Origin of the sequence: Streptomyces bathyalis (assembly GCF_015910445.1) — a bacterium.
Taxonomy (GTDB): Bacteria; Actinomycetota; Actinomycetes; order Streptomycetales; family Streptomycetaceae; genus Streptomyces; species Streptomyces bathyalis.
This window is the reverse complement of record NZ_CP048882.1, coordinates 2,566,101-2,586,948: the sequence shown is the minus strand read 5'-3', so window position 1 is coordinate 2,586,948 and position 20,848 is coordinate 2,566,101. Positions and strand designations below refer to the sequence as shown.

Sequence of the window (20,848 nt, the reverse complement as noted above, 5' to 3'; positions counted from 1 at the left end):
AGCCGGGGGCACCGCCCGGGCCGTCAGTCCCCCTGGCTTCGCCGGGGGGACCCCCGGGGGACAACCGGCTCCGCCATGCGGAACGAGGCGAGCGGCCGTCCTGTCGGCGTCCTGATCCCGTCCTGATCGAGGTGCGCAGGCCGTTGCCCGGTCCATGGCGGACGGCACCGGAGCCACCGGTGCCGTCCGCCGACCCGCCTGGCTGCGCGCTGCGGGAGGGCGGCCGGTTTATCGGCGCCAAGCGGCGGTCCTCGCAGCGATCCCGTGCCTCAGACGTTCTCGTCCATGCGGATCGCCTCGCGCAGACTCTCGCGGGCCTTGTGAGAACCCCCGTCGTGCTCCTCGAGCAGCACCCTGGCTATCGCGTCCAGTTTGCGCTGGAGCGCGTGCTCGGCGCGCCGCTCGGTGTTCTTGAGCAGGGCGAGCAGCAGCAGACTCACCGCGGCCATCATGTCGCCCACGAAGATCATCCAGCTCACCGGCACGGGCGTGACGTGCACGACGACGAACGTGACTATCAGGAGCAGGCAGAAGCCGTAGAAGACCGGTGAGCCGGTGACATTGGAAGCTGTCTCGGCCATGCGCTCGAAGCGGCCCCGTTGGTCGCCGCCTCGCTCGGCGGGGTGCTGGAGGGTCATGGTCATTCCGTTCCTGTCGGTACCGGACGCATGACGTGCGTGTACCCGGCGACCGGACGTCACCCTCCCGCCGGCACGCCGGCGGCCGGTTTCTCCCGCAGCGCTGCGAGCGCGGGGCCCGGATCGTCGCAGAAGAACCGGACCGTGCTCACGCGTGCCTCGCTGCCCAGCGGACGCACCGCCGTGACGGGCTCCGCGAGTTCCACCACCACGTTCGTGCGGGAAGAGACCGCCACCGCGAGCCGCCTCTCCTCGACGGAGACCATGCCGCGCTCGTTGTAGTTGTGCGCGATCCGTACGGAAGTGATGAGCGGGCGAGGTATCCGCAGGTCGAAGAACGCCCCGCTGCGGATGCGCAGTTCGCCGCCGGTGACGACGTGGGGACGGGTCACGCCCGCCGCCCAGATCGCCAGCACCGCGGCCGTCGCGTACAGATCCAGCACCAGCATCACGGTGCGCAGACCGGCCGGTGCGCCCAGCCCCCGCAGCAGCACCTCCGTGCCGGCCGTCTCCAGGACCGTCACGAAGAGGATGAGCAGCAGGAACGGGCTCTGTTCGCGCGAGTACGGGACGGCGACGGCTCCCGGCGGCACGCCGTCGCGCCGGCGGGCGATCCACAGGGCGAGGCTCACCATTCCCCGCACGTCGAAGGACATGACGCGGCGCACCCGTGCCGGCACCAGGGAGTCCACGGTGGCCCGAAGTGCCGTACGGCGGTCCGAGCCCTCGCGGACCGCGGCCCCGTAGAGCCGGTACGCGGTGACGCCCTCCAGCACGAGCACCGCCGTGACGGCCAGTTCGGCCGCCACGAGGACGGACTCGGGGAGCGCGACGCCGGAGACGAGCAGCACCACCGTCAGCGCTTCCGCCGGGAGGACGGCGAAAAGGGCGGCGCGGGCGGTCTTGAGCATCATGTCCCCCCACCTTCCTGGTCCTGGTCCTGGTTCCGTGCCCGGTCCGTCATGGCGGCCACGGCGAGGCGGAAGACCTCCGCCTGCGCGGGGGGCATCTCGGCGAACACTGCTTCCATCGACCGCCCCTCCTCCCAACGCCCGGGGACGGCCCGGGTCCCGGGCCCGGTCCCGGGCCGGCTTCCCGAAGGGCTCTCCGAGCCGGACGGTCGCAACTGCTCCGGTGCCGAATGGAGGTTCTCGATCATCAGTGCAGCCATCTCCTCGGGGATGTGAGCCGCGAGGTCCGCGGCGAGCGGCGCCACCCGGGGATCGGAGGGCGAGGCCTCGGTCAGCTCGTCGAGGCGTTCATAGAGGGCCTGGCCTCGGGCGACGGCCTCGGGCTCGGTGAGCGGCCGCAGCAGGCCGAGAAGGCGCTCCCGTTCCTCGGGCGGCGCCATGGCGCACACGAGCGTGAGCATCTCGCGATCCGTCTCGGCGAACTCCGAGCCACCGGTGGGCAGTTCGCGCAGGACGGCCGCCATCTCGGGGGACACCGCCGAGTCGGGGTGCAGGTCGGGGTCGGCCAGCAGGGCCGCGAGCCGCTCGCGCCGCTCGCCGATCGTCGCCTGCTGCCGCGCCAGGTCGGCGTCCAGCTCCATGAGAACCTCGCGCAGTTCGAGGTCCCGGTCCTCGGCCAGCACATCGCCGATCTCGTCCAGGGACAGCCCCAGCTCCGCGAGCCGCCGTACCCGCGCGAGCACGACGGCGTCGCGCAGCCGGTAGTCGCGGTAGCCGTTGGAGAGCCGTACGGGTTCGGGGAGGAGCCCGAGGCGGTGGTAGTGCCGCACGGTCCTGGTGGAGACTCCGACCAGGGCGGCGAGTTCGCCGATTCGCATGCCTTGATTGAAGACCTTGACGTAACGACAAGGTCAATACGATGGCCGCGCGGCGCCCGCGGGGTGTCTTCCCGGGGGGCTGGGGCTCGGTGCCGCTACTGGCCGACGCGTCCGTCGATGCGCTCGCGGAGCAGGTCCGCGTGGCCGTTGTGGCGGGCGTACTCCTCGATCATGTGCACGAGCACGTCCCTGAGGGTCAGCGGCTCCCCTTCGTGCGTGACGGAGAAGTCCATGCTCGGCGCGTCCCGTACGAACCGCTCCGCGAAGGCGACCTCCGCACGCCATGTCTCCCACGCCTCGGCGACGACCTCCGGCTCCGCGACCGCTCCGTTGAAGTCGCCGTCGCGGTCGGCCTCGGAGCGGTAGTGCCGCGGAACGTCCTGCCCGGCCAGCACGCGCCGGAACCAGCTCTGCTCCACCCCCGCCATGTGGCGCACCAGGCCCAGCAGCGACAGGTTGGACGGCTCGACGGAGCGCCTGCCCAGTGCGGCGGCGTCGAGACCGGAACACTTCATCTGAAGCGTCAGCCGCTGGTCGTGCAGGTAGCCGGTGAGGGAGGCGCGCTCGTCCTCGTATCCGTCCTGGGAGCGGGGATCGTCGTCGGGGTGCACGAACATGTCCGACCACCCGAAGCGCCGCTCGGGCCCGTGCTCCGCTGCTGATTCCGCGACAGTCTCCATTCCCTGAGCTTCCACCGAACGGGCGTGCGCTGCCACGGAATTTCCGCCCGCCCGCCGGACTGGCCCCAGGCCGGGGGTGCGTGCGTGCACCGGCTCGTTTCGCCGGTGGCGGAAGTGCACGCCGTCCCCCTTCCGGCTCGGCGCGGCGCTCCTAATCTGAAGTGGTGAGCACACACCCGCCCGACAGGGCCCGCGTCGTCCCACTGCGTCCGGCCACTGCCGTGCCGGTTCCCGAGGCCACGGCGCCCGCGGCCAAGGAGCCGCTGTGGCGGCACGTCGTCGGCGGCGTGCTGCGCGGCGAGCGCCTCGCCCAGGAGCGCACCCTCAAGGACGTGGCCGAGGCGGCCCGGATCTCGATGCCCTATCTCTCCGAGGTCGAGCGGGGGCGCAAGGAAGCCTCGTCCGAGGTGCTCGCCGCTGCCGCCCGGGCGCTGGGCCTGAGCCTGGCCGAAGTGCTGGGCCTGGTCCAGGGCGAGCTGGAACGCCGTGCGCGGCCGGGCCGTCCGTCCGTGGTCCGGCGGGTGGCGCCGCCCGCTCCCGCCGCTTCGCCGCCGGCTGCGCCCACGGCGGCCGGCGGCTCCCTCCCCGACGGCCTCGACGGCGACTGTGCGGCCGCCGAGGAGAGCGATGACGCCACGGTCACGTCCGTGTCGACGCTGAGCACCCGGCGGGCCGCCGCCCGGCCGGCGGGACCACGGCCGGGCGACGTGCGGCTCGCCGCTTGAGGAACCCCGGCGGCCACGGCACCGCATCAGGCCGCCGCGGCCGCCAGCTGCCGTCGGCTGAGCACCTCGTCGGCCAGCCCGTACGCGACGGCCTCGTGCGCGGTGAAGACCTTGTCGCGGTCCATGTCCGCCCTCAGGGCCGCGACTTCGTGGTGGGTGTGCCTGGAGAGGATCTCCTCCACCTCGGAGCGGATCCTGAGCATCTCCTTGGCCTGGAGGCTCAGGTCGGAGACGGTGCCACGGCTGCCGCCGCTCGCAGGCTGGCCCAGCAGCACGCGCGAGTGCTCCAGCACGAACCGCCGCCCGGGATCGCCCCCGGCCAGCAGCACGGCGGCGGTCGACGCGGCCTGACCCACGCAGAACGTCGAGATCGGAGCGCCGACGAAGGTCATCGTGTCGTAGATGGCGGTGAGCGAAGTGTAGGAGCCGCCAGGCGAGTTGATGTAGATCGCGATCTCGCGTTCGGGCGCCGAGGACTCCAGGTGGAGCAGCTGTGCGATGACGACGTTGGCCACCCCGTCGTCGATCTCCGTGCCGAGGAAGATCACGCGCTCGGAGAGCAGCCTGCTGTAGATGTCGTACGCGCGCTCCCCCTGCGGAGTGCGCTCGATGACGGTCGGGATCGTGTACTGGCTCATCTCAGAGACCCACCCTCCGCTTCGGGGCGGCCGGGCGTACGTCGTCCAGCGACTCCACGACCCGGTCCACCATCCCGTACTCCAGGGCCTGTTCGGCCGTGAACCAGCGGTCGCGGTCGCCGTCCCGCGAGATCGTCTCCTCGCTCTGGCCGGTGTGCTCGGCGGTGATCCGCTCGATGGCCTTCTTCATGTACTGGAGGTTCTCGGCCTGGATCGCGATGTCCGCCGCCGGTCCGCCGATGCCGGCGGAGGGCTGGTGCATCATGATCCGCGAGTTGGGGAGCGCGTAGCGCTTTCCCGCCGCTCCCACCGTGACGAGGAACTGGCCCATGCTCGCGGCGAAGCCCATGGCCAGCGTGGAGACGTCGTTGGGGATCAGCCGCATCGTGTCGTAGATCGCCAGCCCTGCGGTGACCGATCCGCCGGGGCTGTTGATGCACAGGCTGATGTCGGTGCGCGGATCCTCCGCGGAGAGCAGGAGCAGCTGCGCGCAGACGCGGTTGGCGGAGGCGTCGTCGACCTCGCTGCTCAGGAAGACGATGCGCTGCGTGAGGAGCTGCGCGGCCAGATGATCGTCGAACCGCGACCGGACGGTGTCCCCCTCCTCGGCCCGCGGGGGCGAGGCGAGGTCCAGTGGAATGGCGAGTGGCGACATGGGCCCTCCTGATCGTGATGCGTCCGCGGCGTCGTCCGCGGCTCTCACTTCAGCTTTGGCCTGTCAGGGGCGCCACGTCAGCGATCTCGCCCCGCAGCAGATTCGCCCAGGGCAGAGCGCACCGTCCGCGCAGGTCGCGGCACATGGGCGGACGTGTGGAGGGCACGCGCCCGACCGCCCGGGCGAGGGCAGGGTCATGCCGATCACGCCGTCGCCGTCCACGACGGGCAGGGCCCGGTCGCGCGCCGCGGCGGCCTGCGCGGACCGGGCCCTCGTCGCAGGGGCGGGTCAGCCCGTCCCCACGACCGCCTCCGCGTACCACCGGGTGCCCAGGTCCCGCACCAGCTCCTGCGCGTCCGCGTCGGGTGCGAGCAGGGCGAGGAGCCCCCGGCGGCCTTCGACCGGCGCCTCCGGTGCGGTGAACCCGCGGTCGCCGAGCAGCGCGGCCTCGACTCCGTCCGCAGCCGCGAGGCCGGTGCGCAGGGCGGTGACCTCGCGGGGCTCGTCGGAGCTCCCCGTGGCGCTGGTCACCTGGGTGGCGGCGAGCCCGAGTGCGTACAGCCCGCCCGCGGGCGCCGTAGACGCGGCCAGCGCGGCGCCTACGACGGACAGTTCGTCCGGCCGAACCCCCAGGGCGGCCGCCATCCTGCACGCGATCTCGCATCCGAGCACGGCCGCTTCCTCCGCGCGCGCGCCGTTGCGGTGGCGGGCCGCTGCGGCGGTCGCGGCGACCAGCGGGTGGTGGCCGGCATGCACGAGCGCCGTCGCGGCCTCCAGCGCGTCGGCGCGGGGATCCCCGTCCGGGTAGGCCGAGCGCAGGGCCGCCACGTGCTCCTCCTTGGTGGGAGGAGAAGCCGCCGCGGCAGGATCTGGCACCGCCGCGCGCAGCCCGTCCGGAACGGAGGGCTCTGCGGACAGAGCGAATCGAACCAGCGAACCGCTGACCTGCGTCATCAGTTCTCCTCCCCGGTGCAGGCGTTCATGAGCGCGGTCAGATAGGCGGGTCCCTCGCCCGCGACGGCCCCTGCGACGGAGTCCGTCCTCCCGGGCAGCACCGGGTCGATGAGGCGCGAGACCTTGCCGTGCAGGTCGTCCTCCGTCATCGGCACCTGCTCGCTGCCGCGTGCCGCCGCAACGTGGTGCCGCAGCGTGGTGCCGTCCGCCATGGTCACCACGACCTCGGCCTCCGCCCGGTCGCGTTCCGGCGAGGCCACGAGGCGTACCTTGCCGCGCATCCGCTCCATCGCCTCCGAGGTGACGAACTCGTCCTCGTACGCGGAGAGATCGACGAGTCCGAGCAGCAGGCCCGCAGCCACGCCGTGCACCGTGGAGAACCGCGCCCGCAGACCGTCCGCCGGGTCGGGGTTCCCCGTGAGTTCGGGGACCAGCGGATGGCAGTGGACCTCGACGCCGGCGACCTCATCGGCTCCGCCCGCGTCCCGGATGGGCGCGGCGAGGTGTTCGCCCGCCTCGATCGCGGGGTGCGTGACGATGCCGCAGGGGTACGGCTTGAAGGTGTTGCGCCGCAGTTCGAAGCGGTCGCCGAGTCCGCCGAGGAACTGCCGTTCGTCGTACTCCCTGGTCAGCCGGGCGGTGAACTCCCCGAGGGCGTCGCCCGGTGCGGGTGCGCCCGCGGCGGCGAGCCGCGTCGCCAGCAGGCCGTTGGCCGCGGCCTTGCCCGGGTGGAACGGCTTCGTCATGGTGCCGAAGCCCTCCCGCATGCCGAGACCGCGGCTGATTCCCCACGACAGCGCTGCCGCCAGGCGCTCACCGCGCAGGCCGAGCAGCAGGGCGGACGTCGCGGCCGCGCCGAACGCCCCGCAGGTTCCCGTGATGTGCCAGCCCAGGTCGTAGTGCGAGGGAGAGACGGCCACTCCAAGGCGCAGTTGGAGCTCGCAGCCCCACGCGTAGGCGGTCAGCACGTCCGTCGCGGACGCGGCGCCCGCCTCGGGTTCGAGGGCGGCCAGCACGCCGAGGCAGGCGGCTCCCGGATGGATGACGGTGGCCAGGTGTGTGTCGTCGAAGTCGTCGAGATGTGCTGCGATCCCGGTGGCGAGCGCGGCGTCGAGCGGAGCGGTCCTCTCCTTGCGTCCCGGTACGCGTGCGGCGCCCCGGGAACCGGAGACCACCGCGTCGACCGCCTGGTGCCGGCTGGCGCCGATCGCGGTCCCTGCCACGTTGAGCAGAGTGCGGCGTGCCATGGTGAGCACGTCCTCGGGCAGGGGCTGCTCCACCGCCTCGGTGATCACCTCGGCTGTGCGGCTGCTGACCAATGAAGTCCCTCTTCCATCCTGCGTGTTCGCTTCGGTTGACCGGGTCGGTCGTCCGGTTCGGTCCTCCGGCTCGGTCGTCCGGTTCGTGAGCGGCGTGGTGGCGCCCGTGGTCACAGGCCCAGCAGCGGTCCGATCGTCAGCACCCCGGTCACCAGGACCGTCATGCCGAGCACGTCGAAGACGACTCCCGTACGGACCATGCGCGTGATGGGGATGAGCCCCGAGCCGTAGACGATCGCGTTCGGCGGGGTCGAGACCGGGAGCATGAACCCGTAGCCCGTCGCCGCGGTGGCCACCAAACCGGGGATGAGCGGGTCCACGTGGAGCGCCTGCGCCATGGGCAGCACGATCGGCAGCACGATGCCGACGCTCGCCGTGTTGCTCGTCGACTCGGAGATGAGCACCCCGGTGACGGCCGCCAGGATCGTCACGCTCGTCAGCGAGGAGACGCCGATCAGATCGGACAGCGCGCCGCCGAGCGTCTTGGCGAGGCCCGTGTCGGCGCTCAGGGTGCCGAGCACGATGCCGGCGCCGAAGAGCAGGATCGTGCCCCAGTCGATCTTCGCCGCGTCGGACCACTCCAGCGTGGCCTTGTTCCCCGGCCCCGGCAGCGGCAGCAGGAACAGCAGCGTGGCCGCGAGAATCGCGGCCACGCCCTCGGTGACGTGAGTGGCGATCAGTTCGGCGAAGGGGTGCTCCTCGCCCAGGACGGCCTGCAGGACGCTGGGGGAGACCCACAGCAGGACCGCGACCGCGAAGGCGATGCAGGTGTTCCGCTCGCCCGGGCTGAAGGTGTGGAGCTTCGCCCGCTCGGCGGCGACGTACTCCTCGGCTCCCTCCAGCCGCTTGACCTCCGGGCGGTTCAGCAGCAGGAGGACCACGCACAGCACGACGAACATGACGAGCACGATCGGCGCGAACAGGCCGACCCAGTGCAGGAAGTCGATGTTCTCGCCGGTCTGCTCCTCGATCAGCTGGCGGCCGATGAGCTGGTGCGGTGCGCCGACGGGCGTGAAGAGCCCGCCGATGCTCGCCCCGTAGGCGACCATCAGCAGCAGCGCGATCGAAATGCGCGAGCGGCGCAGGTCATGGCCGGAATCCGCCGCGCTGATCGAGCTGACCGAGGAGATCATGCCGAGCGCGATGGGGAACAGCATCGCCACCGTCGCCGTGTTGGAGACGAACGCGGATATCGCGGCGGCGAGGCACCCGAAGGCGATGACCATGCGTGCCGGTGAGCGGACCACGCCCCGGACGGCCAGCAGGCGCAGGGCGATGCGCCGGTCCAGTCCGTGCACGGTCATGGCGCGGGCGATCACGAAGCCGCCGAGGAAGGTGAAGATCGTGTCGCTGCCGAGCGCGCCGAACACGGCGTCCTCGTCGCCGACTCCCAGCAGCACGCACAGCGCGATGGCGAGCAGCGCGGTGACCGCGAGGGGTATCGCCTCCGAGATCCACCAGATCATCACGAGCGCGAAGATCGCGGTGAGTGTGCGCTGCGCGGTCGGCAGCCCGCCGCCGAACAGCAGGACCGCGGCGAAGGCGAGGGGCCCCAGGAGCAGTCCAACGCGGTGGCGCGCGTGGTCGAAGCGTTCCTGTCGGTCCTGCGCCCTCTCCGTCTCCGGCTTTGTTGCCGTCGTCGTCTCCACCCCGGCCTCCTGTGCGGCTCTGCGGCTCTGGCCCGATAGCTGCCCATATTGCGGTACGGCGTTTTGGATTGCGGGCACGATAGAGTCGGCCGTCCACAGTGCGCAAGGGACCGGCACGGGGAAACGAAGGCGGGAGTGCGACGGGCGTGGGGGACACGAAGGGCGCGGGGGGCAAGGTGTCAGGGCAGCACGGCGTGCCTGGCGTGCAGTCGATCGACAGGGCCATGTCGCTGCTGTCGGTCTTCTCCACGGCACGGCCGGTCGTCGGGGTCTCCGAACTCGCCCGTGCGACGGGCCTCGCGCGCGGCACCGCCCACCGGCTGGTGGCCGCCCTCGTCTCGCACGGGCTGCTGACCCAGGTGCCAGACACGACCAGCTACTGCCTGGGCCCGCGCCTGCTGGGCCTGGCCGAGGTCGCACGCCAGCAGATCTCGCTGGAGGCGCAGGCCGGACCGGTCATGGCGTGGCTACGCGACCGCAGCACCGAGACGGTGGGCCTGCACATCCTCGACGACCTGCCCAGCAGGCGCACGATCGCCCAGGCCGAGTCCCCGCACGCGCTCCGGCGGACCTACACCGACCTCGGTGCGCCCCGTCCCCCTTATCAGGGCGCCCCCGGCAAGCTGCTGCTCGCGCACGCCGGCGAGGAACTGCGCAGGCGTGTGCTGGAAGGAGCGATTCCCACCGCGGACGGGGAATCCGAACTCGACGCCGCCGACCTCACGTCCGAGCTGACCGCGATCCTGCGGGACGGATTCGCACTGTCGCTCCAGGAGCGCGTGCCCGGCGTGGTGGCTCTCGCGGTTCCCGTGCGGGACCACCGCGGAGTCGTCGCGGCCGCGCTCAGCATCTCGATCCCGTCCGTACGTGCGGGACGGGACGAACTCCTCGCCCTGGTTCCACTGGCGGAAGAGGCGGCCGAACAGCTCTCGGAACGCCTCGGGTACACGGGCGCGAACCCCGCGCCGACCGGCCCTGCGCAGCCCTGAACCCAAACTGGGTTTCGGGATCGCTTGACGGGCGGGCAAATCGGAGTAATCCTGGCAATTGGGTCGGTGAATAACGAGAGGGCCTTGTAAAAGGGGCACCTTTCGGCACCGGCCGGGTTCCCGGTGAATTCTGAGAGGCGTGAAAGCGTCGATCAGGATTTCCGGGGGCCATGTGTACGCACGGAAATCGCTCCGACCCGGGCCGACGGCCCGGGTTTTCTTGTGTGGCAGTGCTCCCATGGTCCTCCGACCCGCGTGAGCGCCCTTGCCATCGGCGTCCCTCCCGCTGCACCCGGTGCCCGTCGGGATCCGGAAAGTCCACCCTCCTTCGCGCGCTCACCGGCTACCGGCCCGCCTACCGCGGCGACGTTCTTTACGACCACCGGGATCTCGACGTCATGCAGCTGCTGCGCGGTCTCGCCGACGGCGGCCGCACCGTCCTGGTCGTCACGCACTCCATGGCCGAACTGTCCCTGTGCGACCGGCTGTTGGTGATGCCCCCAGGGGTTCGGTGGCGTACTTCGGCCCGCCGGACGACGCGCTCGGCTTCCTCGGCCACGAGAGCTGGGCCGATGTCTTCTCGGCCTTCGAGAACCATCGCGAGGACGACTGGGAAGGGCGCTGGCGATTCCCGGCAGTACGAACTCTGCGCCGCGGAAATCGACTCCGCCGTCCCGCCGCCGGCGCCGGGCGGCCGTCCGGACAGGCCCCGCCGGGCCTCGCTGCCGCCCAAACCGCAGCGCTGGCTAGGGCAGTTGTGGACGCTGGTCCGCCGCTATGTCTCCGTCATCGCCTCGGACAAGGGCTTCATGGCGCTGATGCTTGTGCTGCCTGCTAGTGCCCACAGCCGTCGAGGTCTGCGTGGTGATCAGCGCGCTGGGCTTCACGTCGATGATGTTCGGTCTGGTCATCTCCTCGCTGGTGAAGACCCCCGAGAAGACCATGCCGCTGCTCGTGATGTTCGCCGTCGTCCAAGTCGTGTTCACGGGTGTCCTCTTCAAGCTGTTCGAGGCACCGGGCCTCGAACAGGTCGGCTGGCTGATGCCTGCGCGCTGGGCCGTGGCAGGGGCCGGCACCACACTCGACCTCGCGCACACATTGCCGCCATGGGACTCGAACGGCCGGACGACCTCGACCCGCTGTGGGCCCACACGGTCACCCAGTGGGCTTCGACCTCAGCGTGCTCCTGGCGCTGGGCCTGGCCTGCGGCTTCGCCGTCGCCCGCCTGCTGCGACACGAACCCGAGGCCATGCGGGACCAGCGCTCCGGAGGCGTCGGTCGAACACCAAGCGAACAACCCTGGCGAGCGGGCGGCTGCTTGTCGCGCGGCGGTGTGGCATGCCAAGGGAGGGGTACCGCAGTCATCCCGAACTTGGGAGCAGCAGGTGCCGGTTACCGCCGGGTCGGCGGAACCACTCGGAACGGCCGGTGAACCCGCGGTTCTCACACGTGAGCAGGAACGACGAACGCAGGGAAGTGACTCGAATGGTCAGCAGGCCGGAGAACGTTTTCGTACTGGGCCTCGACGAACGCAACCATGAACTCTTGCACGATCTGCCCCACTTGTCCGCATATCGCTTCCATGCGCTGCTCGGCAAGGAGGAGCTCATGGAGGATGAGCATGTGCCCCTTCGAAGTCTGATCGAGAAGGCAGAACGCAGGTTGGAGGCGTTCGACGGGCCCATCGACGCGATCGTGGGGTACTGGGACTTCCCGGTGAGCTCCATGGTGCCGATCCTGTGCGAGCGCTACGGCCTGCCGGGCGCTTCGCTGGAATCGGTCGTGAAGTGCGAGGACAAGTACTGGAGCCGGCTCGAGCAGCAGAAGGTCTGCGACGCGCACCCGGGATTCGCCCTGGTGGACCTCGATGATCCGAGCCGGCCGGCGGAGCTCCGCTTCCCGATGTGGCTGAAGCCGGTGAAGTCGTACTCGTCGGCCCTGGCGTTCCGGGTGGAGGACAACGAGCAGTTCGACGACGCCGTCGCCCAGATCCGGGACGGAATCGGCGGGATCGGCGAGGCATTCGACGTCGTGCTGTCGAAGTTGGACCTTCCGCCCGAGGTCGAGGCGGCGGGTGGCCAGGCGGCGTGCCTGGCCGAAGAGGAGATCTCCGGCCGGCAGCTCACCGTCGAGGGCTACAGCATCGACAGCAAGGTCCACTGCTACGGCGTGATCGACTCCGTCCTGTACGAGGGCACTTCCAGCTTCCTGCGGTACCAGTACCCCTCCTCCGTACCGGAAGCTCTCGCCGAGGAGATGTGCGACATCTCCACCCGGGTCGTGCAGCAGGTCGGCCTGGACAACTCGACGTTCAACATCGAGTTCTTCTGGGACCAGGAACGGGACCGCCTGGACATCATCGAAGTCAACCCGAGGCTCTCGCAGTCGCACGCCCCGCTGTTCGAGTACGTCGACGGCGTGCCCAACCACCAGTGCCTGATCAGCCTCGCGCTGGGCCGGGACCCCGAACTGCCGTACCGCAAGGGCGAGTACAAGGTCTCCGGGAAGTGGTTCCTGCGGCGGTTCTCCGACGGGTACGTGAGCCGGAGCCCGAGCGAGGACGACATCGCACGGGTCGAGCGAGAGGTGCCCGACACGATCGTGGACATCACCGCCACCCAGGGGCAGCGCCTGTCCGACCTGTCGGCGCAGGACAGCTACAGCTACGAGCTGGCAGCCCTCTACATCGGCGCTCAGGACGAGGCCGAGCTGGAGGCGAGGTACCAGCGCTGCGTCGAACTCCTGCCCTTCGAGTTCGAGGACTAGGAGGCGGTGCAGGCCGTGCCGTCGTGGGACCGCCTGGCTCGGGCAGAGCACTTCGGTGTTGACGCGGTGGTTCGCGGGACGCGGTGACGCGGTGAAGGGGCAGGGTTGCGGTGACGCGGTGAGGGCGCATGGCCGCGGCTCGACCGGACCGGTCCGGAATCCTGGCCCGCGCGGTGCCGGAATTCCGGGCTCTCCCTCTCCCAGGGGCGGGACAGCACCTTGCTCGATGCCCACAGGGCTCGCACCGAGCGAGCCTCCGTAGCTGCCGACGCGCGGCCCGAGATGAAGTACGGAGGACGCCATGGCTCTTGTGAGGTTCTGTCTCGTCGCCCTGGACTGTCCTGGGCCTCGGTGCCAGGCCACTCGACCTCGATGACGACAACGGTGCGAGGGGTTTCCGGGTCTACGCGGACCCGGCCGGCCACCCGTTCTGCCTCTGCAGGGAGTAGCCGGCGGGGCGCCCACAGCCGGGGGTTTCCATCCGCTGAGCGGCGCCGGTTCCCGTCACCGGGTACTGGCAAGGTGCAAGGGAGCCCGGTTCCTGTTCGCGGTGTCGTCCTCGGCAGCCTGCGATGTCCACCACGTGGCATCGCCGTCCTCGATCAGCCGCAGCAGGATCCCCTCCCGTACGGCCCATGGGCAGACCGTCACCGTCTCGATGCCCATCAGCTTCAGCGCGGTGTGCCCGACGACGGCGCCCGCCAGCGACTGTCCGGCGCGAGCTGCGGAGATGCCGGGAAGCCCGGTGCGCTCGGCTGCGGGCATGGACCGCAGCTGGCGGACGGCCTCGCGGAGGTCGGAGCGGGCCATCTCGCGTTGCACGAAGGGCCCGTGGCGGCCCGGCGGTGCTCCGGAGAGCCGGGCCAGCTGCTGAAAGGTACGGGAGGTGACGACCGTGGTCTGCGGCGTCTCCCAGCGGACTCGTGCGGCCGCGTCGCGCAGTTGATGACGGACGTGGCGACGCAGGGCCTTGATGGCCTGCTTCGACGGCGGGTCCTGCTCGTGAAGGAATTCGCGGGTCAGCCGGCCGGCGCCCAGTGGCAGGGAGACGGCGAAGCCCGGCAGCTTCCCCCGGCCCACGGCCACCTCGAGCGAGCCGCCGCCGATGTCGAGCAGGGCCAGCGGCCCGGCACGCCAGCCCATCCAGCGACGGGCCGCCAAGAAGGCCAGCTCCGCCTCGACCTCGCCGGGCAGGATGGCCAACCGCACGCCGCTGCCGTCCTGTACCGCTTGCAGCACCTCCGTGCAGTTCGGTGCGTCGCGCACGACGGCGGTGCCGAAGGCGAGTGGAGCGGACACTCCCCACCGTTGCGCCTCCTGCTGGGCCGCGGCCACGGCGTCGGTGAGTTGCTGGACCGGCGCGTGAGCGAGCCGGCCGTCACGGCCCACGTGCTCCGCCAGCCTCAGCCGTCGCTTGGAGGTGTGCACCGGCAGTGGCACCTGCCCCTCCGCGTCCGCGATGACCAGGCGCACAGTATTCGATCCCGCATCGATCACTCCGACTCGCATGCCCGCCTGAGTACCCCTCAGGCGCCGGAAGACTCCCTGGTCGGGGGGCCTGGAGTGGGTGAATCCGACTGGACGAACCCCCTGAGCCCGTGGCGGCGGTGGACCCGAACCCGTGGCGGCGGTGGATCCGAACCCGTGGCGGGGCGATGGATCCGGGCCGGGTGTCTGCCATTGGAAGGGCCTGGAGTCGCTCCGTGAGAGGCGATCCAGCGGGCGGGTAACGGCCAGACATGATCCTTTCGTGGGAGGTACTGCCGGAGTCGAATCTGCGTGAGGCTATCGGTGTCCTCGTACGTCTGGTGGAGACCGCAGGCGCGTTGATCATTTTTGTGGGGGCGGTCTGGGCGTTCGGCAGTTTCATCACGTCCGTGGTGCGTGGCAGGGGGCACGTGAAGGGGTTCAACCGGATCCGGCTGACCCTGGGCAGATATCTCGTGCTGGGGCTCGAATTCCAGCTGGCGGGCGATGTGCTGCGTACCGCGGTGGCGCCCAGTTTCACCGAGATCGGGCAGCTCGCCGCGATCGCCGCCATCCGGACGGCGCTCAACTACTTCCTGGGCCGCGAGATCGCCCATGAACGTGCAGAGCTCGAACGCGACGCCGCGGCAGAACCTCAGCCGGACGCCGGAGCCGGTCCTGGCGGAGCGAAGGGCGCCCTGGGGTGAACGCTGCGATCGAGGCGGGCGCGCTGCTGATCACCGCGGTCGGCGTCCTGTCCTTCCTGGTGGCCTACGCGGCCACGCGCACGATCCGCGTCGCCCTGCCGCTGCTCCTGGACTTCCTCATGGCGGCAGGACTGATCCGCCTCGCGGGCGACCTGTCATGGAGCAGCATCCTGCTGACGGTCGCGATCATCGCCGTCCGCAAGGTCGCCGCGTTCGGCATCGCAGAGAAAAGCACCTGAGCGAATCGGGTCCCGCCGAACGCTTCACGGCAGGGCGTCGAGGACCCCACGCACGAGGCGCTGCTCCGCGAGGAAGTCGGTGCTGTCCGCCCACTGATCCACGCTCCCGGTCAGGGGCAGGGCGCGCAGCTCGGGGTCGGTGACGGTCTCCAGAAGGGCCTCGGCGAAGCGTTCGGCGTGCAGCACCTGGAAGGGGCGGCTGTGGTAGGGCCGACGCGTCGGGTCCACAGGCCGGGCAAGCCCGGTGGCGTTCTGCAGCTCGGCCACGCCCTCGTACGCGTCGCACAGATGGCGTTCTCTCGCCGGGTACTTCGTCGCGGTCAGCGCGCCCTGCAGCGACGGCGTCAGCTCTCCCGCGGCCTGCAGGCGTCCGAAGGCCCTGCCAAGCCACTTGCTGTACGGCGCATACCGCCGCTCCAGCAGCAGGCACAGCCGCATCAGGTCGCGCACCAGCCGCCCTGCGACCACCGAGGACCCGATGTCGTCCCCGACCTCCGCACAGCGTCCGACGAACGCCTCTTCCTGGGAGACGCGCTGCCACTGGCAGGCCAGCAGATACCGCCACACCTGGTCGGGATACCAGGCCAGTTGCCGCCGCACCGAAGTCAGGGTCCCCGGCCCGTCGTGGAACACCGCGCCATTGGTTACCTCGGCGAGCTTCTGCTGCGGCATCGCCAGCCAGTCATGGATGGCCGGTTCGGCGTTCCCGGCGTCGATGCCGAGCCGGGCGTTCAGCCAGCCGCCGACATCGGTCACGGAGACCCGGTGATTGACGGGTCCGTCCGTGGGGGCCATGTGACCGACCGGGTCGGCCGGATCGCCGTGGCTGAAGTGCGTGGGCCAACCGCGCACTTGCTTCGGCAACCGGTCCGACAGGATCCGATGCAGGTCCCCTCGGTGCGCGTCGGCCTCATCCGGCGCCAGGAACAGATCCAGTCGCGGACCCCACTCGTGGTCCGCCGACCGCGCGGTGTCGAAACCAAGCACCTCCGATCCGCTGCCGACCCGAGCAGCCGCGTATCTCAGCCCCGGATACTCGCTGTCGAGGATCGGCCGTACCGCGTCCTCGTAGAAGACCCGTGACAACTCAAGACCCGGGAGGAACTCAGCGGGAGCCGTCATGCGCTCAGCCTGCTGAGTCCGCCTCCCGGCGGCCAGCGAATTTCAGCTTCGAGCCGTATCCCGCCGCCCGCTGGGCCTTCTGATGCGTGGCGGTCGCCTTCGCAGGCGCCCGTGCTGCGGCTGGTCGCGCCCTTCCGCACAGGGCCCGCGGCACGCGGCGGACCGCTCGGCGCCGGGGGACATCGGTCAGCTATCGGAATCACCCGTGCTCCGGGCACTGCCATCGCGGTGCGCACATCCGGAGTCGCGGAACGTCGCGGCGCACGTGGTGAGCGCTGGGCGGGATCGTCGACGAAGGTGGCCTGGCAGTCCCGGAGCCCGTGTGACGAGTGGGCCAGGATTGTCGCCGGTCTGGTCCGAGGGGTTGACGCGACGACTCATGGTGCTAATGGTGCTAGCACCATGAGATGGGTAATCGATCATTCGTCGCGAGAGCTGCTGCAGCACCAGATCGCCAGTTGTGTCCGTCAAGACGTGGCTTCGGGTGAGTTGACGGTTGGTGAGCAGCTTCCTCCGGCGGTTGAGCTGGCGGAGGCTCTGTCGGTCGACCGCAACACCGTGCTTGCCGCCTACCGGCAGCTGCGGGACGAGGGCTTGCTGGAGTTTCGCCGGGGCCGCGGGGCGCGGGTCGCGTCAGCCGTCACGGAGCCGGCCCCGGTCACCGAGGCAGCTCGGGCCCTGGTGGCCGTGGCTCGCCGGCACGGGCTCGGGCGCAGCGAATTGATACGCCTCATAGAGGAGTTGACGTGATCCACCGAGAGGACGGTGCCCAGTGATGGCATCCGCATTCGCTGGCCGGGGCCGGTACTCGATCTACACCGGGCGCGTCACGAACTGGCCCATGGTGGTTCTCAGCGTCGTGCCGATGGCACCGCTGCTGGTCATGGGGGGTTCGTCGAACGAGAATTGGCGTGGCTTTGTGGTACCGCTGCTGGTCGCCGCCGCCGTTGGGCTCGTGAACGCGCTGACCGGGTCCAGCGTCAGGACGGCGGCGGGTCCCAACGGGATTTCGGTCAGGTTCGGGCCGCTCGGGTGGCCGCGCTGCACCTACGGCCTCGAACAGGTCGAGCGTGCCGAGGTGATCGATCTCCACCCGTGGTACGTGGCCTTCGGGTTCTGGTGGACCCCTCGCCGTACGTATTGCACAGTCCGCTCCGGGCCGACCTTGCAGCTGACCTTGCGAACCGGCCGAACCGTGACCGTCACCGTGCCGGACGCCCGCGCGGCTGTCATGGCGATCCACGAGGCCCAGTCTGCTTGAGGAGAGTGCGCCGCCCCGACCACGCCACCTCCGGCGCACCGCACAGCGCGGAATGATCTCGTCAGAGACCGTGGCTCACCCTTCGGCCGGCGCGACCCCCACCGGGCAGCTCACGCCCGTGCCGCCGATGCCGCAGTAGCCTGCCGGATTCTTGTCCAGGTACTGCTGGTGGTAGCCCTCGGCCGGGTAGAAGGGGCGGTCGGCCGCGGGGAGGATCTCCGTGGTGATCGCTGCGTGGCGGGCGGCGGTCAGCTCCTTCTGGTACGCGTCCCGCGAGGCCTCGGCCGCCGCCTGCTGGGCGGGGCCGTGGGTGTGGATCGCCGACCGGTACTGGGTGCCCGTGTCGTTGCCCTGGCGGAAGCCCTGCGTGGGGTCGTGGGACTCCCAGAAGAGCTTGAGCAGGTTCTCGTACGAGATCTTCGACGGGTCGAAGACCACGCGCACCCCCTCGGTGTGCCCGGTCATGCCGGAACAGACCTCTTCGTAGGTCGGGTTCGGGGTGTGGCCGCCCTGGTAGCCGACGAGGGTCGTCCAGACGCCGTCGGCGCGCCAGAAGATCCGCTCGGCGCCCCAGAAGCAGCCCATGGCGAAGTCCGCCACCTCAAGGCCCTCCGGGTAGGGGCCCAGCAGAGGGTTGCCGAGGACGGTGTGGCGCTCGGGGACCCTGAACTCGCGTTCGGGGCGGCCCGGCAGGGCCTCGTCCGCGGTCGGGAGGTGATTCTTGTGGCTGCCGAAAAGCATGGCGGAACTCCCGTCGTACGTCGTGTCGGACCGGTCAGACGCCGGGCCCGGAACTCTTCCCGTCACGGGCCGTCGCGGACGAGGAGGGGGCGGGCGAGGCGGAGGCCGCGGGCTTGTTGCCGTCGCCCGCGCCGCCCGCGGGCGTCTCCTCGAAGTCGACCTTCTGCATGTGCCGGTGCATCGACTTCATCAGCATCCACACCGCGATTCCCATCACGGCGAAGACGACGAAGCCGAGAACGCCTGGCGTCACCTTGTTCTCATCCAGGTCCTTCGCCAGCGGAAGGACCTGGAAGGCGGCGGTCTGGGCCGGACTCGTCAGGGTCATACCTTCAATTGTCGCGGATGCCCGCGAAGAGGTCGTCCTCGGGTAGCGACGTATCCACGAGGGACTTCGCGAGCTCGTACTCCTCCGTCGGCCAGACCTCCCGCTGGAACTCCAGGGGGACGCGGAACCAGCCGCCGTCGGGGTCGATCTGCGTGGCGTGCGCGATGAGCGCCTTGTCGCGGATCTCGAAGAAGTCGCCGCACGGCACGTAGGTGGTGAGCGTGCGCTCGCGGCCCATCGACTTCCAGCGCTCCAGCCACTCCCCGTAAGGGGAGTCCAGGCCGCGGTCCAGCAGGCCCTTGTGCAGGGCCTCGGTGCGCGGGCGGTTGAAGCCCTGGTTGTAGTAGATCTTCTGCGGCTGCCATACGGGGCCGGCCTCCGGATACTTCTCGGGGTCGCCCGCGGCCTCGAAGGCCGCCATCGAGATCTTGTGGGTCATGATGTGGTCGGGGTGCGGATAGCCGCCGTTCTCGTCGTACGTGGTCATCACGTGCGGTTTGAAGTCCCTGATGAGGCGCACCAGAGCGCCGGCCGCCACGTCCACGTCCTGCACGGCGAAACAGCCCTCGGGCAGCGGCGGCAGCGGGTCGCCCTCCGGAAGCCCGGAGTCGACGAAGCCGAGCCATGCCTGCTTCACGCCGAGGATCTCCCGGGCCTCGTCCATCTCCTTCTTGCGGACCTCGTGGATGTGCTCCTCGATGTAGGGATCACCCTGGAGCTTGGGGTTGAGGATGGAGCCCCGCTCGCCTCCTGTGCAGGTCGCGACCAGCACGTCCACCCCCTCGGAAACGTACTTGGCCATGGTGGCCGCGCCCTTGCTCGACTCGTCGTCGGGGTGGGCGTGTACGGCCATCAGTCGCAGCTGCTCAGTCAAGACTCGGTCCTCGTCAACTCGTCATGGCGGGCGACACCTATAGTGACCGAATCGGCATCCGGATGTATTCCCGATGTCCCCCGCCCATCGACGCGACGAAAGTGGACCCGGCCATGGCTGACGTGCGACGCGCTGACGGCGCCGGGCGCGCCCCCGCTGCCGACGGTCCGCCGGAGGGACGGTACGGGGCCTCGGGCGGTCTGGGGCGCGACGCGCGCACCGACCGGAAGCTGAAGATCGTCGGCGGGGTGCTGGCCGTGCTGTCGCTCGCGGGCGTCGCCTGGTTCGGCGCGGACTACATCGGCGGGCAGCCGGTGAGCGGTCAGGTGATCAAGTTCAAGGTGGTCTCCGGCCGTACGGTGGAAGTGCACCTCGAGGTCCGCAAGGACGCGGACGCGACGGGAGTGTGCACCTTGCGTACGCGTGCCGCCGACGGCGGTGAGGTCGGGCGCAAGGACGTCACCATCGCGGGCGGCGCGGAGCAGGTGGACCAAGTCGTTTCCGTACGGACCACGAGGCGTGCCACGAGCGCCGAGCTGGTGGGCTGCGAACCGCGGGAAACCGAAGGTCACTGAGACCGTACGCAGCGTTCGACCTTCTTCCCTTTTCCACCTGAATTGTTAGGCTCGTAGTTTCCGCCCCACCCCGAAGGCGCAGCCTCTGGGCAGGGCGATGTTTTTATTCCCAGTACCGACGAGGAGCACCTGTGACCCAGACCAGCGACAACGTCACCTGGCTCACCCAGGAGGCGTACGACCAGCTCAAGGCCGAGCTGGAGTACCTGTCGGGTCCTGCACGTACCGAGATCTCCAAGAAGATCGAGGCAGCTCGCGAAGAGGGTGACCTCCGCGAGAACGGCGGGTACCACGCGGCCAAGGAGGAGCAGGGCAAGCAGGAGCTGAGGGTGCGGCAGCTCGAACAGCTGCTGGAGAACGCCAAGGTCGGCGAGGCTCCCGCGGACACCGGAGTGGTGGCTCCCGGGATGGTCGTGACGATCGCCTTCGACGGTGACGAGGACGACACGGTGACTTTCCTTCTCGCTTCGCGCGAGTACGCGAGCTCGGAGATCGAGACGTACTCGCCGCAGTCGCCGCTGGGCAGCGGCGTGAACGGCAAGAAGGTCGGTACGGACGCCGAGTACGAACTGCCGAACGGGAAGATGGCGTCGGTGAAGATCCTTGAGGCGAAGCCGTACCAGGGCTGAGGCGCTTCACGCCCGCGGAGGGCCGCGTCCGGCCCGAGCAAAGGCGACGGGAAGCACCGCACCAGAGCAAGACACGGAAGCAGACAGCACTGTGGGCCCCGGC

General features: G+C 70.3%; 22 protein-coding genes and 3 pseudogenes. 11 read left to right on the top strand and 14 right to left on the bottom strand.

Features of this window, described 5'->3' with window-relative positions; genetic code table 11:
* Window positions 1-269: 269 nt before the first annotated feature.
* From G4Z16_RS11075 to G4Z16_RS11060, 4 genes are all read right to left on the bottom strand, one after another.
* Window positions 270-644 (bottom strand): hypothetical protein, encoded by a 375-nt coding sequence (locus G4Z16_RS11075; RefSeq protein WP_343070798.1) that lies wholly within the window; start codon window positions 642-644, stop codon window positions 270-272.
* A gap of 53 nt (window positions 645-697) precedes the next feature.
* On the bottom strand, window positions 698-1,552 hold the full coding sequence (locus G4Z16_RS11070) for a hypothetical protein (protein WP_197350661.1): 855 nt from the start codon (window positions 1,550-1,552) through the stop codon (window positions 698-700).
* A complete protein-coding gene (locus G4Z16_RS11065) occupies window positions 1,549-2,427 on the bottom strand; it encodes a MerR family transcriptional regulator (protein ID WP_197350660.1) in 879 nt (292 codons plus the stop codon). The genes G4Z16_RS11070 and G4Z16_RS11065 overlap by 4 nt, the downstream gene beginning before the upstream one ends.
* Window positions 2,428-2,522: 95 nt before the next feature.
* Entirely contained in the window at window positions 2,523-3,044 is a 522-nt protein-coding gene (locus G4Z16_RS11060) for a DinB family protein (RefSeq protein ID WP_197354348.1), read from the bottom strand.
* Between the two features lie 227 nt (window positions 3,045-3,271).
* On the opposite strand from G4Z16_RS11060, the pseudogene G4Z16_RS11055 reads away from it, so the two are divergent.
* Window positions 3,272-3,613: pseudogene (locus tag G4Z16_RS11055) on the top strand (helix-turn-helix domain-containing protein); the annotation flags it as partial.
* Between the two features lie 245 nt (window positions 3,614-3,858).
* On the opposite strand, the gene G4Z16_RS11050 reads toward G4Z16_RS11055, so the two are convergent.
* The 5 genes from G4Z16_RS11050 to G4Z16_RS11030 all read right to left on the bottom strand — a co-directional run bounded on the left by G4Z16_RS11050 (window position 3,859) and on the right by G4Z16_RS11030 (window position 9,047).
* The gene (locus tag G4Z16_RS11050; RefSeq protein WP_197350659.1) at window positions 3,859-4,470 is read right to left on the bottom strand and encodes a ClpP family protease; all 612 of its coding nucleotides are present in this window, start codon (window positions 4,468-4,470) and stop codon (window positions 3,859-3,861) included.
* A gap of 1 nt (window position 4,471) precedes the next feature.
* The gene (locus G4Z16_RS11045; RefSeq protein ID WP_197350658.1) at window positions 4,472-5,125 is read right to left on the bottom strand and encodes a ClpP family protease; all 654 of its coding nucleotides are present in this window, start codon (window positions 5,123-5,125) and stop codon (window positions 4,472-4,474) included.
* 288 nt (window positions 5,126-5,413) lie between these two features.
* Complete coding sequence (locus G4Z16_RS11040; RefSeq protein ID WP_197350657.1) at window positions 5,414-6,079, bottom strand: MmgE/PrpD family protein; 666 nt, start codon at window positions 6,077-6,079, stop codon at window positions 5,414-5,416.
* Window positions 6,079-7,398: an MmgE/PrpD family protein gene (locus tag G4Z16_RS11035; protein ID WP_197350656.1), complete on the bottom strand. Its 1,320-nt coding sequence runs from the start codon at window positions 7,396-7,398 to the stop codon at window positions 6,079-6,081. The genes G4Z16_RS11040 and G4Z16_RS11035 overlap by 1 nt, the downstream gene beginning before the upstream one ends.
* A gap of 110 nt (window positions 7,399-7,508) precedes the next feature.
* Window positions 7,509-9,047, bottom strand: coding sequence for an SLC13 family permease (locus G4Z16_RS11030; protein ID WP_197350655.1), 1,539 nt, complete (start codon window positions 9,045-9,047; stop codon window positions 7,509-7,511).
* A gap of 146 nt (window positions 9,048-9,193) precedes the next feature.
* Between G4Z16_RS11030 and G4Z16_RS11025 the strand changes: the two genes are divergently transcribed.
* From G4Z16_RS11025 to G4Z16_RS32445, 4 genes and pseudogenes are all read left to right on the top strand, one after another.
* On the top strand, window positions 9,194-10,036 hold the full coding sequence (locus G4Z16_RS11025) for an IclR family transcriptional regulator (RefSeq protein WP_197350654.1): 843 nt from the start codon (window positions 9,194-9,196) through the stop codon (window positions 10,034-10,036).
* Between the two features lie 386 nt (window positions 10,037-10,422).
* A pseudogene (locus G4Z16_RS32450) lies at window positions 10,423-11,294 on the top strand (FHA domain-containing protein); the annotation flags it as partial.
* A gap of 227 nt (window positions 11,295-11,521) precedes the next feature.
* The gene (locus G4Z16_RS11015; RefSeq protein ID WP_197350652.1) at window positions 11,522-12,802 is read left to right on the top strand and encodes an ATP-grasp domain-containing protein; all 1,281 of its coding nucleotides are present in this window, start codon (window positions 11,522-11,524) and stop codon (window positions 12,800-12,802) included.
* 338 nt (window positions 12,803-13,140) lie between these two features.
* Window positions 13,141-13,251: pseudogene (locus G4Z16_RS32445) on the top strand (VOC family protein); the annotation flags it as partial.
* Window positions 13,252-13,306: 55 nt separating this feature from the next.
* Here the strand turns inward: G4Z16_RS32445 and G4Z16_RS11005 are convergent.
* On the bottom strand, window positions 13,307-14,311 hold the full coding sequence (locus G4Z16_RS11005; protein ID WP_197350651.1) for a Ppx/GppA family phosphatase: 1,005 nt from the start codon (window positions 14,309-14,311) through the stop codon (window positions 13,307-13,309).
* A gap of 230 nt (window positions 14,312-14,541) precedes the next feature.
* Between G4Z16_RS11005 and G4Z16_RS11000 the strand changes: the two genes are divergently transcribed.
* The gene (locus G4Z16_RS11000; RefSeq protein WP_197350650.1) at window positions 14,542-14,976 is read left to right on the top strand and encodes a DUF1622 domain-containing protein; all 435 of its coding nucleotides are present in this window, start codon (window positions 14,542-14,544) and stop codon (window positions 14,974-14,976) included.
* Window positions 14,973-15,215, top strand: coding sequence for a hypothetical protein (locus G4Z16_RS10995; protein WP_197350649.1), 243 nt, complete (start codon window positions 14,973-14,975; stop codon window positions 15,213-15,215). Before G4Z16_RS11000 ends, G4Z16_RS10995 begins: the two co-directional genes overlap by 4 nt.
* A gap of 24 nt (window positions 15,216-15,239) precedes the next feature.
* On the opposite strand, the gene G4Z16_RS10990 is transcribed toward G4Z16_RS10995, so the two are convergent.
* Window positions 15,240-16,337 (bottom strand): DUF4037 domain-containing protein, encoded by a 1,098-nt coding sequence (locus G4Z16_RS10990; protein ID WP_197350648.1) that lies wholly within the window; start codon window positions 16,335-16,337, stop codon window positions 15,240-15,242.
* Between the two features lie 402 nt (window positions 16,338-16,739).
* Here G4Z16_RS10990 and G4Z16_RS10985 point away from each other — a divergent pair, with 402 nt between their 5' ends.
* Together G4Z16_RS10985 and G4Z16_RS10980 are read left to right on the top strand one after the other, a co-directional pair.
* Window positions 16,740-17,087 (top strand): GntR family transcriptional regulator, encoded by a 348-nt coding sequence (locus G4Z16_RS10985; RefSeq protein WP_197350647.1) that lies wholly within the window; start codon window positions 16,740-16,742, stop codon window positions 17,085-17,087.
* A gap of 25 nt (window positions 17,088-17,112) precedes the next feature.
* Window positions 17,113-17,598 (top strand): hypothetical protein, encoded by a 486-nt coding sequence (locus G4Z16_RS10980; RefSeq protein WP_197350646.1) that lies wholly within the window; start codon window positions 17,113-17,115, stop codon window positions 17,596-17,598.
* Window positions 17,599-17,673: 75 nt separating this feature from the next.
* On the opposite strand, the gene msrA is transcribed toward G4Z16_RS10980, so the two are convergent.
* From msrA to mca, 3 genes are read right to left on the bottom strand one after another with little or no spacing between them, the layout of a single operon-like run.
* Window positions 17,674-18,339 carry a peptide-methionine (S)-S-oxide reductase MsrA gene (gene msrA, locus G4Z16_RS10975; RefSeq protein ID WP_197350645.1) on the bottom strand — a complete coding sequence of 222 codons (666 nt, stop codon included), beginning with the start codon at window positions 18,337-18,339 and terminating at the stop codon, window positions 17,674-17,676.
* A gap of 34 nt (window positions 18,340-18,373) precedes the next feature.
* Entirely contained in the window at window positions 18,374-18,667 is a 294-nt protein-coding gene (locus G4Z16_RS10970; protein ID WP_197350644.1) for a hypothetical protein, read from the bottom strand.
* A 4-nt stretch (window positions 18,668-18,671) separates the two neighbouring features.
* Window positions 18,672-19,541 carry a mycothiol conjugate amidase Mca gene (gene mca / locus G4Z16_RS10965; RefSeq protein WP_197350643.1) on the bottom strand — a complete coding sequence of 290 codons (870 nt, stop codon included), beginning with the start codon at window positions 19,539-19,541 and terminating at the stop codon, window positions 18,672-18,674.
* A gap of 113 nt (window positions 19,542-19,654) precedes the next feature.
* Between mca and G4Z16_RS10960 the strand changes: the two genes are divergently transcribed.
* Both G4Z16_RS10960 and greA read left to right on the top strand, forming a co-directional pair.
* Complete coding sequence (locus G4Z16_RS10960) at window positions 19,655-20,116, top strand: DUF4307 domain-containing protein (protein WP_197350642.1); 462 nt, start codon at window positions 19,655-19,657, stop codon at window positions 20,114-20,116.
* A 131-nt stretch (window positions 20,117-20,247) separates the two neighbouring features.
* Entirely contained in the window at window positions 20,248-20,745 is a 498-nt protein-coding gene (greA, locus tag G4Z16_RS10955; protein ID WP_070019663.1) for a transcription elongation factor GreA, read from the top strand.
* Window positions 20,746-20,848: the final 103 nt, after the last annotated feature.

Bases quoted from the DNA above. Each gene is read 5' to 3' on its own strand.
- G4Z16_RS10990 (WP_197350648.1), bottom strand. From the start codon at position 16,337: ATGACGGCTCCCGCTGAGTTCCTCCCGGGTCTTGAGTTGTCACGGGTC.
- G4Z16_RS11065 (WP_197350660.1), bottom strand. From the start codon at position 2,427: ATGCGAATCGGCGAACTCGCCGCCCTGGTCGGAGTCTCCACCAGGACC.
- G4Z16_RS11015 (WP_197350652.1), top strand. From the start codon at position 11,522: ATGGTCAGCAGGCCGGAGAACGTTTTCGTACTGGGCCTCGACGAACGC.
- G4Z16_RS10985 (WP_197350647.1), top strand. From the start codon at position 16,740: ATGAGATGGGTAATCGATCATTCGTCGCGAGAGCTGCTGCAGCACCAG.
- G4Z16_RS11070 (WP_197350661.1), bottom strand. From the start codon at position 1,552: ATGATGCTCAAGACCGCCCGCGCCGCCCTTTTCGCCGTCCTCCCGGCG.
- G4Z16_RS11050 (WP_197350659.1), bottom strand. From the start codon at position 4,470: ATGAGCCAGTACACGATCCCGACCGTCATCGAGCGCACTCCGCAGGGG.
- G4Z16_RS11000 (WP_197350650.1), top strand. From the start codon at position 14,542: ATGATCCTTTCGTGGGAGGTACTGCCGGAGTCGAATCTGCGTGAGGCT.
- G4Z16_RS11075 (WP_343070798.1), bottom strand. From the start codon at position 644: ATGACCATGACCCTCCAGCACCCCGCCGAGCGAGGCGGCGACCAACGG.
- G4Z16_RS10960 (WP_197350642.1), top strand. From the start codon at position 19,655: ATGGCTGACGTGCGACGCGCTGACGGCGCCGGGCGCGCCCCCGCTGCC.
- msrA (WP_197350645.1), bottom strand. From the start codon at position 18,339: ATGCTTTTCGGCAGCCACAAGAATCACCTCCCGACCGCGGACGAGGCC.
- G4Z16_RS11040 (WP_197350657.1), bottom strand. From the start codon at position 6,079: ATGACGCAGGTCAGCGGTTCGCTGGTTCGATTCGCTCTGTCCGCAGAG.
- G4Z16_RS11060 (WP_197354348.1), bottom strand. From the start codon at position 3,044: ATGTTCGTGCACCCCGACGACGATCCCCGCTCCCAGGACGGATACGAG.
- G4Z16_RS11005 (WP_197350651.1), bottom strand. From the start codon at position 14,311: ATGCGAGTCGGAGTGATCGATGCGGGATCGAATACTGTGCGCCTGGTC.
- G4Z16_RS10980 (WP_197350646.1), top strand. From the start codon at position 17,113: ATGGCATCCGCATTCGCTGGCCGGGGCCGGTACTCGATCTACACCGGG.
- G4Z16_RS11045 (WP_197350658.1), bottom strand. From the start codon at position 5,125: ATGTCGCCACTCGCCATTCCACTGGACCTCGCCTCGCCCCCGCGGGCC.
- G4Z16_RS10970 (WP_197350644.1), bottom strand. From the start codon at position 18,667: ATGACCCTGACGAGTCCGGCCCAGACCGCCGCCTTCCAGGTCCTTCCG.